Below are 11,711 nucleotides of genomic sequence, written 5' to 3'. Positions count from 1 at the left end.
ATTCAATGGAATTTTTTCATTTTATTTTATGTATATTTTTTCCATGATATAATAAACTTAGTATCTATTTCAACTATATTAATTAATCGAGGTGACTTATATGCCATTTGAAATAATAAGACAAGATATTACCGATATGAAAACAGACGCCATTGTAAATCCTACAAATAATAAACTTCAACCAAGTAGTTCTGGTGTTTGCAGCTCTATCTTTAAAAAGGCAGGATTTCAAAAACTACAAAATACTTGTCAAAAAATAGGCAGCATTAAAATAGGTGACGCAGTAATTACAAAGGGTTATAACTTAGGATGTAAATATATAATTCATACAGTTGGTCCCGTTTGGCGTGATGGAAAAAATAACGAATCTACTCTACTTTATAATACATATATAAATTGTTTGAAATTAGCTAAATATAAAAAGTGCAAATCTATAGCATTTCCCTTGATTTCTTCTGGCAATTTCGGATACCCCAAGGACAAAGCTTTAGAAATTGCAACAAAGGCTATAAAAGACTTTCTTTCTGAAAATGATATGCTCATTTATTTAGTTGTATTCGACAAAAAATCTTTTAAAATAAGTAAAAACTTATTTGATTCAATTAAACAGTATATAGATGATAATTACGTTGATGCTCATAAAGACAAACGCTACAAACAAAACATTGATATTTTAGATGACGTAGATTCTTCAACTGTTCTTTATAGTATGACTAAGCCTAAGTCTAAATCTAAAAAATCAAAATTATTTTCTAAAAAATCTTCACCTATAGAGATAAATGAAGAAGCTTCACCTCTTCCTTTTGAATTAGATGATGAAGAAAGTTTACTTCATGCTCTTTCAAATACTGAAGATACATTTTCAGAAAGTTTACTTAAACTTATAGATGAATCTGGACTAACGGATGCCCAAGTATACAAAAAAGCCAATATAGATAGAAGGCTATTTTCTAAAATTAGAAAAAACAAAGATTATACCCCTAGCAAATCTACAGTTTTATCTCTAGCAATAGCGCTTGAACTCGATATAAATAAAACAAAAGACTTGCTTAGAAAGGCTGGATTTGCCCTATCTCACAGCAATAAATTCGACATAATTATTGAATACTTTATATCTAACAATACATATGATATATATACAATCAACGAAGTTCTTTTTGCATTTGACCAAAATACACTCCGAACTTAAAATTTGTCGCATTCTAGGCGACCTTTTTTTTGCAACCTCTTAGTATACTCTAATTATATTAAACAAGGGTATTTAAAAATTAATTATAAATCTAGGAGGTAATAATGATGAAAGAGAATTTAACTGAATTAGTATTTATCTTAGATAAAAGTGGCTCTATGTCCCCTCTTGTCGATGATACAATAGGCGGATTTAATTCACTTCTTAAAAAACAAAAAAATGAAAAAGGTCAATGTGTAGTCACTACTGTACTATTTAATCAAAGCATTCAAATTTTACATAATAGAATTCCTATTGAAGATGTAAAAAACATGACCGAAAAAGAGTGTCAACCTATGGGCTCTACTGCTCTACTAGATGCAATGGGCTCTACTATTGATAAAATTAAAAATGATCATGTAAATACTCCAAAAGAAAAAAGACCTAATAAAGTTTTATTTGCAATAATCACAGATGGTGCCGAAAATTCTAGCACAGAATATAATCTTAAACAAATAAAAAATTCAGTCAGCGCATGTCAAGAATTATTAGGTTGGGAATTTCTTTTTTTAGGTGCAAATATAGATGCTATTGAAACAGCTAGTCAATTTGGAATTCCTAAATCTATGGCAGCAAATTATAATTGCGATTCAGAGGGTACAGAGCTAAATTTTGATGCAATAAATGACGTACTTTGTTGTGTTCGTAGAGATGAAGATATAAGTGATGATTGGAAATTGAAGATTGAAAAAGATTTTAAAAACAGAAGAAAAAATAAATAGTTTTTACTTTTTTATATAAAAATTAAATTTGCTAAAAGTTTTTTAAAAAATTGTCAGCATAAATTTATTTAAAATACACACCATAAATTTGAGATTATTCTTATGGAGGTGTAATACATCATATGGCAAAAGACAGTCAACCAGACAATAAAATGGCAAGAATGAAAAAATGTAATTGTCAAACTCCAATTACTAAAGAAAATCAAAATAAAAACAAAAATGCAAAACACAAATCAGTAAAAAACAATGATGTTTAATCTCTAAAATTTGAGGATATTCCCAAGTAAAATTATTATTTATTTTTGGAATATCCTCTTATATTTATTCTTTTATATTATAGAATTTTTTTCCTTACATATAAATTATATTGACTCCGTGTATACAATATATTATTATAATAGCATACAAAATTTTTATACAGAAAAGAGCCATAATAAGTGGCGTATTATATTTTTTATAATCGCTTTAGTACTATTTTGGTTCTGATCACCTTTTGATTGATAAATCAGCCAAATAAGTACAATACTTATTTGGCTTTTTTTGTTACATAAATTATTATAATTTGAAAGGAGAATGTCTATGGAAAAATTAAATTTACTAAAAGATAAAGAAAGCAAAGTATTTTTTCATTATTTAGTACCAGCAGTTTGTTCAACATTAGTTACATCAGTTTATCTTTTAGTTGATACCCTTATAATAGGTCAAGGCGTTGGTGCTTTAGGGATTTCTGCATTAAATATATTCATGCCTTTCTTTTTATTATTTAACGGAATTGGTTTATTATTTGGAATAGGCAGCGGAATTTTAATATCATCTGAAGATGGAATGGGAAATAAGAAAAAAGCTAACCAATACTTTGCAACTGGATTTGTATCAATATTATCAATAGCAATTATTTTAGGTTTAATATGGAATTATTATTTACAACCTTTATGTGTAATCTTAGGAGCAAACAGCGATACAATAGACTTAGTTTTAGAATATGGTAAATGTATAATGGCATTTGCACCAGTATTTATGATGTCTAATTACTTTGCACCTATTGTGAGAAATATGAAAAACCCTAAACTAGTTATGTGTGCTGTATTAACAGGTTCAGTTCTAAATGTAATTTTAGATTATGTTTTTGTTTTCCCAATGGATATGGGTATGTTTGGGGCAGCTGCTGCAACAGTAATAGGTAGCTTAACTACTCTACTTGTTTTATCTACTCATTTTATTAAAAAACAAAACAGAGTAAAAATAAACAAAGAAACAATATCTTTAAACCTTTTAGCACCAATTTTTAAATGTGGTTTTTCAAGCCTTATAATGGAGGTTGCAAGTGGATTTGTAATATTTATATTTAATATCCAAATCTTAAAATATATTGGAAATAACGGAATTGTAGTGTATGGAATAATATCTAACTGTGTATTAGTAGGTCTTGCATTATTTAACGGTGTGGCTCAAGCAGCTCAACCAATTATCGCAACTAACTTTGGTGCTGGACTAAATACACGTGTGAAAAAAGTATTAAAATACGCTTTAATAACTACAACTATAATAGGTGTTTCACTATTTGCAGTAGTATTTTTATTTACAGGACAAATTATTAAAGTATTTGTGCAAGCAAATTCTGAAATACTATCTGTTGGAATACCAGCATTAAGACTTTATTTAAGTGCTTTTTGCATAATGAATATAAATATATTAATATCTAGCTATTTCCAATCTGTAGGTAAAGAAAAAGTAGCTATATATATTTCTATAATAAGAGGATTCTTATTAAACATAGTGTTAGCATTTTTACTTCCATCTGTACTTCCTTCAACAGTACTTTGGGTAGTAGTTCCAGTAAGTGAATTAATCACTTTAGTTTGTATAACAGTTTATGCTAAAAGAAATACTTCTTTTGAAAATACATCATTAAATAAAGAATTAATATCTGCATAGAAAAAGGGAATGACCCTCTCGTCATTCCCTTTTCTAATTTTATTTTAGCATAATATTTTAGATTATTATTTATTATTCTGCATAAGCTGTTGCTTCCATAGTAGACTCAACATTTACTTCTTTTTCTGCTATTAAATCTTCTATTAATTCTTTTGATTCCATTAACTCTTCTAATGACATATTTGCATAATCTTTGTGGTTAACAGTTTGTACGTTTATACCTTGTTTTTTTAGGAATCCATCTACTTTAGTTTGATTTTTTTTGTATATATAATATCCTACTGCACAAACGCCTACTCCTACTGCTGCTCCTTTTAAATGATCTTTGTTTATTGCATCTAGTACTACCATAATATCTCCTCCTGTGTAGTTAATTTATAATATTTATTTAAGGTTAAAAAACATCCCTTCATTGTTAATGCTTCCTCCGCCTCTATATCCAAAGCCGGAGTTTAAGCTATTTTGTCGTTCGATTATTTCATTTGCAAATAATCGAAATGAATCAAGTTTGTTGTTGTTATTAATATCTTCAGATAAAATTGAGATATCATAACATGGTTTATCTTCACATCTCATTTTTGATTTCTCAATCTTTAAGATAAAAGTTTCATTTGATTTTTTAAGTATATGTCTGCCAAATGTAGTTATCCAAGTTACTAAAGACGCATTTAACATATTGCCTTCTTTTCCAATTGAATTTATTAAATACATTATAGACATCACCTCTGGGTCAATTGTGCCCCTTTGTCTCATTTCTGAATAACCATGTTCTACAATAGCCCCTACTGTAGTTCCTGTTGCCAACCATTTCAAGAACTCTTGAACCTGTCCTGTTGGACTTACATATTTTACTATTTTTGCCCCTAATATTAATATTATAGAATAATACGATAAAAGTGGCATATCTGTTTTGTTATTATTAGATATAAATTTTATTTTAGAAAATCCATATATCTCTGATAGTATTGTTGCTATTTTAAATATTACATTTTCCACGCTTATTTTTTTTGAATTAAACTCAACAAGCAGTGTTTTTATATAAGGGTTGTATCTTACTAATTTTATCCCTTCTTTTTTTGTAAAGAATTGATTTAATTTAATTTCATCTATAATAGAATGCGATAATTTTACCCTTATTCTTCCCTCAATCATATGTTCAACTAATATTACTGGATAGTTCAATTTAAAGTAACACCTCTATCTCTTATTTTCAATTTTTGAAAATAGTAATCTAATTGAATTTGAAACTACAAATATTGTACTAGAGTTGTGAAGTACAGCTCCCCAAAATACTGGTAAAACACCAGCTGCACTAAACACAAGTCCTAAAGTATTTATTCCTATAACCAATCCAAAATTTTCTTTTACTACTTTCATTGTCTTTTTAGATAAATTCATAACTGCTGGAAGTGCCATAGGGTCATCTGTTTGTATTACTACATCAGATGTTTCGATTGCAGCATCTGTGCAACCTCCTCCTAATGATACTCCTACATCAGCATATGCAAGTGCTGGAGCGTCATTTATTCCATCTCCAACCATTATTACCTTAGAATTTTTAGATTGTAATTTAAGTATTGTTTTTGCTTTATCTTCTGGAAGTAATTCAGCTTCATATCCATCGACACCGACTTTGCTCGCTACTATACTAGCTTGATCTTCTATATCACCAGTAAGTAGAAGAATTTCATCGACACCTTGATATCTTATATTGTTAAGAGATTTTTTCATATTTTCTCTCATTTTATCTTGAATTCCAATTACCCCTAATAATTTTTCATTTTGTGCTACATAAACTATACTTTGACCTTTTTTCTTTAAATTAAAGGCTTCATCTTCTAAAGTTATATCTATGTTATTTTCTTTTAAGAAAGTTTTATTACCTACTCTAATTATGTCTTCATCTATATTTGTTTCAACACCTTTTGCTATATGGGTAATTACTTCTCCATGCTTTGGTATTTTTATACCTTCACTTTTAGCTTTAGATAGTATTGCACTAGCCATAGGATGTGATGATGTTTCCTCTGCTGCTGATGCAATTTCAATCAATTCTCTCGAAGTTATATCTTGTGCTGTTACTATATCTAAAACTTCTGGTTTACCTTCAGTTAATGTACCTGTTTTATCTAGTATTAAAGTATCGGCTTCTGCTAATGCTTCTATATAGTTTCCACCTTTAATTAATATACCATTTTTAACTGCATTGTTTATTGTTGCTGAAAATGCAGTCGCTGTCGATAATTTTATACCACATGAATAATCTATTACCATCATATTTAGCGCCCTAGTTGGACTCTTAGTTGCTAGGTAAGTTGCCCCTGCTAAGAAGAAGTTAAATGGTATTAAGTAGTTTGAGAATTTATCAGCATAATCTTGTACTTTTGCTTTATTACATGCTGCATCTTCTACTAAGTTTATAATTCTTGAAACTACAGTATCATCTCCAGCTCTTTCTGTATTTATAACGATATTTCCGTTTTTAACTAATGTTCCTGAATAAACTTCACTTCCAATTTTCTTTATATGTGGAACATATTCACCAGTTACAGCTGACTCATCTACTATAGCTTCTCCACTTATTATTTTTCCATCGACGCATATTTTTTCACCAGTATGTACTACTATTTTGTCTCCTACTTTAGCATCTTCAACTGATATACGTTTAACTGCGCCATTTTCATCTTGTTTCCAAACAAATTCTTCATTTAAATCTATCATATGTTTAATCGAATCTCTTGTTTTTTTCATTGTATAACTTGTCATAAATTCAGCTATATCTGATAATAAAATTATTGTAAGTGCTGAAGTTGAGTTTCCAAGTAATATACTCGCAACTATAGATGAAATTGTAAGTGTATCTGCATTTGGGCGTTTGTGTTTAATCATCCCGCCTATCCCATCTTTAAATAGAGATTTAGTTAAATACAATGCTCCAAGCGAGCAAGGATTAAAAAATCTCTTATAAACAGGGAATATTTCTGCATAATTTGTTTTCTTTATTACTGAATAAGTAATTAAACCTGCATTTAATACAAGTCTCTTACCTATATCATTTACATCTTCTTCTCTTTCTCTTTCAATTATATTTGAAGCCTCTAGTTCTCTATGTTGTTTGTATGCATATAGATAGTATTTATTTAATATATCTGATATTAAATTTTTTAAGTCAGCTTCATCAATTCTATCTTTATCAAAAATTATAAGTATATTACTTGTTATATTATTTATTGTTACTTTTTTTATAAATCCTAAATCCATTATATCTTGTAAGATTTCTTCATTAAATTCTTTAAGATATCCGATAGCCTTACAATTTAAACGAATTCTCCCTGGCAATGAATGGACTATATTTAGCTCAAATAAGTCCTTTTTTTGTCCAAACACTTGCTATCACCCCATTTTTATTATTTATTATATTGTTTTTATTGCTTCATTTAATTTCTGCTCTAAAGTATCTATCACAAATTCAATATTGTCTTGTCCGTTTTCTTCAATCAACTTGAAGTCACCTAGAACTATATCTATTACTTTATTTATCCATTTTATAATTTTTTCTTCGTAAGTCTTTTTCGTATCATAATTTATAACTACGCTTCCAGTTATATAATTAAACTCTACGTCTGTTATACCCTCTAGCATTTTTAATCCCTGTACTACATATTTATCATATTCTTTTGCCTCTTGTGGTATTTTAGATGCATTACTTACTTTAAGTCTCAATCTCCCCGGTATTGAATGTACTACTTTAAATTTTATAAAATGTTTAATTATGTGATTTTTTATATTCATTTTATTAGCGCTTCCTTTCTCAGCTGATTAATATTATCTTGTGATAAGCGAGTATAACCACCATAAGCATGTAAGCCCAGCAGGTCTAAGGCCTGGTCTAGTTTTAATATCATACACTGCATATACACAAAGAAGTAGCATTACTGATGATTTTAAATCTAATATGCCACTAGTCTTTTCATATATTGTATGACTTAAACTCTCTACTATATTTGCACTTTCTCTTGTTATTAAAGATTTGTTTTCATTATGAGCTTCATCTTCTAATCCTAATACCTTTAGTATTATTCCTATAATAAGCATTGGCTGGATTGTTTCTTCATTATATTTTATAATTACTGTTCCAATACAAGGATTCACAGATATATCTATTATCCCCGGTATCTGTGAAAAAGTGTTTAATAATGCTTGCTCTCCCTGCTGATTTCCCTTTAATACCTTACATTGTATTCTTATTCTTCCTTTTATAGAATGTTTTACTTCTAGTATATCTTTGAAATTTGGTAGCTGTGGTTTATATTGATCCTTTTCTTGCTCAGATGTCAGTAAAAAACCCGATGCCAAAATCAACGCTGTTATTAAATTTCTGTTCATAGCAACCTCCTGTTGAAATAGCCGTTTCAATTATTTTACCACATTTTACCTCCAAATGCGACATTATATATTTCTATACAATCCTTACTCGTATACAAGAATAGCCCATATTCGATACGATAATTGTTGTTTTCGTATACAAATATAGGCTATTTATATATATTTCTTTACAAAATATATCTATTTATATAATGATATTTTCATCTATGCTATCATCAACTGGTAATATAATTGTAAATTTAGTTCCTTTATTTACTTCACTTTCAACATATATTTCTCCATTGTGCATATCGATTATATGTTTTGTTATAGTAAGACCTAGACCACTTCCACCTTTTACTTCAGTGTGCTCGTCTACTATTTGATTAAATCTATCAAATATTGCTGCATGATATTTTTCTTCTATTCCGATTCCAGTATCTTCAACTATTATTTTTACTTTGTCTCCTAAATCAAGAATATCTACTTTTATATCTCCACCTACTGGAGTAAATTTAGCTGCATTGCTCAGTAAGTTTATAATACAACGCTCTATTTCATTTCTATCGCATTTTATGATTTTTTCTTCTGTATTAGTATCTATAATTAAATTTAATCCCATTGATTCTATTGCATCTTTAAGACTAAGTGCTGATTCTTCAACTATATATACTATATCTTCTTCTTGAATATTTATTTTATATTTTCCATTTTCAATTTTAGTAGTATCTATTATGTTGTTAATTAAGTTTAGTAATCTCTTAATATTTTTATTCATAACAACCATATACTCATCTATCTTTTCTCTTGATATTCCTTTTGGCGATTTATTTAAATTAGTTATCAATTGTTCTACTGAACTTATCACATTTAATGGTGTTCTAAGCTCATGAGATAAATTTATAAAGTAATTATTTTTATTTCTCTCTACCTCTATAATTTTATCAAATAGCTGTTTGTTCGTTTCCATCTCATTGCTAAGTGCTTCTGTTCTAACAGCTACTAAATTATCTAATCTTTTAACTTTTGTACTATTGTAGCAGACTAGCATTATTATCATTACAATATAAGATATTATTGCACCTTTACTTTTCCAAAGTGGTGGTTTTATAGTAAATGTAACTTTATACTCTTCTCCCATTACACCTTTTTGGTTTCTCGCTTTTATTTTAAAAGTGTATTTTCCTGGGTCCAGCTTATTAAATAAAACTTGGTTATTACTTGTAGATGTCCATTCATCCATAACACCTTCTAATTTATAATAAAATTTTAAGTTGTTATTTCTGTATTGTGGTATAAAATAAGATATTTTTAAATCATTTTGATCATATTTAAATTGTAAATTATCTATATTTTTATATTTTTCTCCATCTACCATAAAGCTCTCAAATGTGATTGTTGGTTCGTAATATGAGAACATGGCTTCTTCGTCTGCTGGGTTAAAAATATTTAAACCTTTTATCCCACCAAATATAAACTCACCGTCTTTCGTCTTATACTCTGATTTATCATTGAATTCATTGCTTTGTAATCCTTCAGCCGTACTTAAATTTCTAAATTCATTAGTTTTTAAATCAAACTTTGAAATTCCTTTATTTGTACTTGCCCATGGATTACCATCATCATCAATTAACACTCCATAAACAGTATTGTTACTAAGACCATCTTCGTCAGTATATTTTATAGACGTTCCATTAGATTTATAAAATTTAACTAGACCATCACTTGTACCAATCCATAATATATTGTCATTGCCCTCGGCTATACATTTTATTGTATTTATTTCTTCCTTAGTTTCATGGTCAAATAGTTTAAAGACTTTTATCTTGTCTTGATTTACATCTATTTTTATCATAGAACCAGCTGTATAAGTTCCAAGCCAATATACTCCATCTTTATCTTCAAAAATTTCTTGTATATGAGCGTCACCGACTTTTTCTTTAATAGTCTTGTTAAGAGTATCTATCATTTTATCAACCGTTACTATCTTCTCAGTTTTTATATCTAAAATACTTATACCATCTTGAGTACCTATCCATAAATACCCTCGACTATCGATTAACAAGGATTCTATCATATCACTTGTCATCCCATTATTCATGGTGTATTTTTTGACTTTCATTGTCTTTCTATTTATCTGATTCAGTCCATAATCCGTTCCAACCCATACAGTATCTCCACTACCTTGGATAACACGTATCAAGTTGCTTGTTATATCATAAGTCCCTTCTCCTGCCGAAATCTTAATATATTTATTGTTTTCTCTATCCATAATATTAAGACCTTTATCTCTTGTACCTACCCATATTAGGCCATCTTCATCTTCATATACACCTTGTATTACATTTGAGCTTAAAGAATTTTTATTTAATGGATCGCTTTTATATTGAATTATTTTATTATTTGGATTAAATATACTAATTCCTGTATATGTTCCTACCCATATTAATCCTGTACTATCTTGCATCAGTGAATATACATTGTCATCTAATAAACTATTAGAGTCGTAATTATTATGATATGTATAAAACTTATTATCACCTAAGTATTTACAAAGACCTGAATCCGTACCTATCCATATCATCCCATTTTCATCTTGTATTATTGATTTTGTGGTGTTAGAAGGTATTGTTGTATCGTCATTTGCATCATGGTAGTACCTAATGACCTTATGTGTTTCACCATTTTTAACAAGTATTTTTATTAATCCGTTGTTATTGGTCGAGACCCATAGATTGTTTTCATCATCAATTAAAATAGAATTTATTCTGTCGTCTTTTAATGTTTCGACATTCTCATGAGAAATATATTGGGTGATTTTCATAGTTCCTCTATCCATTTTAATTAAACTTTTGTCAGTTCCTATCCATATATTATGAAAATTATCTTCTTCAATGTCCATTACATCTTCCTTGCTGAATACATCTTCTTCGCTTAAAGATACTTTGAACTTGTCGAATTCTCTATCATACATATATACATTATCTTGTGTTATTACTAAAACTGTTCCTCTTTTTGTTAATAAAATACTTCTTACTTTAAAAAAAGTATTTCCATCTTCATCATGCTCATAGTTTGTAATTTCTTCTGTTTCTAAATTTATTTTACTTATCCCCTTATTTGTTCCAACCCAAAGATTTTTTTCATTATCCTCTTGAATACTTAGAATATAGTTATTAATTATTGTATTTTTTTTATCTTTATCTGCTTTATATACCTTCATCTCAAACCCATTGTATCTATTTAAACCTTCGTTAGTACCTATCCATATATACCCATTACTATCTTGGTATATAGTTTGGGCATTCGATTGTGATAGTCCATTTTCTATAGTTATATGTTTAAAATTTATATGTTCTTGTGCTTCAGATATATTAGTTAGAGTAATTATAAAAAATACCGATACTAAAACTGCTAAAATACCATTTTTAAAATTCATAGCTTCACCCTCTATTATAGTA

At 28.4% G+C, this 11,711-nt stretch carries 10 protein-coding genes; 4 read left to right on the top strand and 6 right to left on the bottom strand.

Going from position 1 to position 11,711, the window contains the following annotated elements; genetic code table 11:
* Nucleotides 1–100: 100 nt before the first annotated feature.
* From RDX53_RS02190 to RDX53_RS02175, 4 genes are all read left to right on the top strand, one after another.
* Complete coding sequence (locus tag RDX53_RS02190) at nucleotides 101–1,189, top strand: macro domain-containing protein (RefSeq protein WP_307993644.1); 1,089 nt, start codon at nucleotides 101–103, stop codon at nucleotides 1,187–1,189.
* 107 nt (nucleotides 1,190–1,296) lie between these two features.
* Nucleotides 1,297–1,950, top strand: a complete 654-nt coding sequence (locus RDX53_RS02185) for a hypothetical protein (RefSeq protein WP_307993643.1) — start codon at nucleotides 1,297–1,299, stop codon at nucleotides 1,948–1,950.
* Between the two features lie 122 nt (nucleotides 1,951–2,072).
* A complete protein-coding gene (locus tag RDX53_RS02180) occupies nucleotides 2,073–2,207 on the top strand; it encodes a hypothetical protein (RefSeq protein ID WP_279325551.1) in 135 nt (44 codons plus the stop codon).
* Nucleotides 2,208–2,529: 322 nt separating this feature from the next.
* Nucleotides 2,530–3,885 (top strand): MATE family efflux transporter, encoded by a 1,356-nt coding sequence (locus RDX53_RS02175; RefSeq protein ID WP_295733123.1) that lies wholly within the window; start codon nucleotides 2,530–2,532, stop codon nucleotides 3,883–3,885.
* A gap of 72 nt (nucleotides 3,886–3,957) precedes the next feature.
* Here the strand turns inward: RDX53_RS02175 and RDX53_RS02170 are convergent, their stop codons facing one another.
* The 6 genes from RDX53_RS02170 to RDX53_RS02145 form a co-directional block, all read right to left on the bottom strand.
* Nucleotides 3,958–4,236 carry a hypothetical protein gene (locus tag RDX53_RS02170; protein ID WP_295761999.1) on the bottom strand — a complete coding sequence of 93 codons (279 nt, stop codon included), beginning with the start codon at nucleotides 4,234–4,236 and terminating at the stop codon, nucleotides 3,958–3,960.
* Nucleotides 4,237–4,269: 33 nt separating this feature from the next.
* Entirely contained in the window at nucleotides 4,270–5,067 is a 798-nt protein-coding gene (locus RDX53_RS02165; RefSeq protein WP_295675188.1) for a hypothetical protein, read from the bottom strand.
* 15 nt (nucleotides 5,068–5,082) lie between these two features.
* On the bottom strand, nucleotides 5,083–7,272 hold the full coding sequence (locus tag RDX53_RS02160; RefSeq protein ID WP_295761996.1) for a cation-translocating P-type ATPase: 2,190 nt from the start codon (nucleotides 7,270–7,272) through the stop codon (nucleotides 5,083–5,085).
* Nucleotides 7,273–7,299: 27 nt separating this feature from the next.
* Nucleotides 7,300–7,677: a cation transporter gene (locus RDX53_RS02155; protein WP_195929984.1), complete on the bottom strand. Its 378-nt coding sequence runs from the start codon at nucleotides 7,675–7,677 to the stop codon at nucleotides 7,300–7,302.
* 33 nt (nucleotides 7,678–7,710) lie between these two features.
* Nucleotides 7,711–8,271: an HMA2 domain-containing protein gene (locus RDX53_RS02150; protein WP_295761994.1), complete on the bottom strand. Its 561-nt coding sequence runs from the start codon at nucleotides 8,269–8,271 to the stop codon at nucleotides 7,711–7,713.
* Between the two features lie 184 nt (nucleotides 8,272–8,455).
* Nucleotides 8,456–11,689 (bottom strand): two-component regulator propeller domain-containing protein, encoded by a 3,234-nt coding sequence (locus RDX53_RS02145; RefSeq protein WP_307993642.1) that lies wholly within the window; start codon nucleotides 11,687–11,689, stop codon nucleotides 8,456–8,458.
* Nucleotides 11,690–11,711 lie beyond the last annotated feature (22 nt).

The organism is uncultured Intestinibacter sp. (genome assembly GCF_902468165.1).
In the GTDB taxonomy this organism is placed as follows: domain Bacteria; phylum Bacillota; class Clostridia; order Peptostreptococcales; family Peptostreptococcaceae; genus Intestinibacter.
The sequence above is the reverse complement of the archived record's forward strand: the minus strand, read 5'-3'. Positions and strand labels throughout refer to the sequence as shown.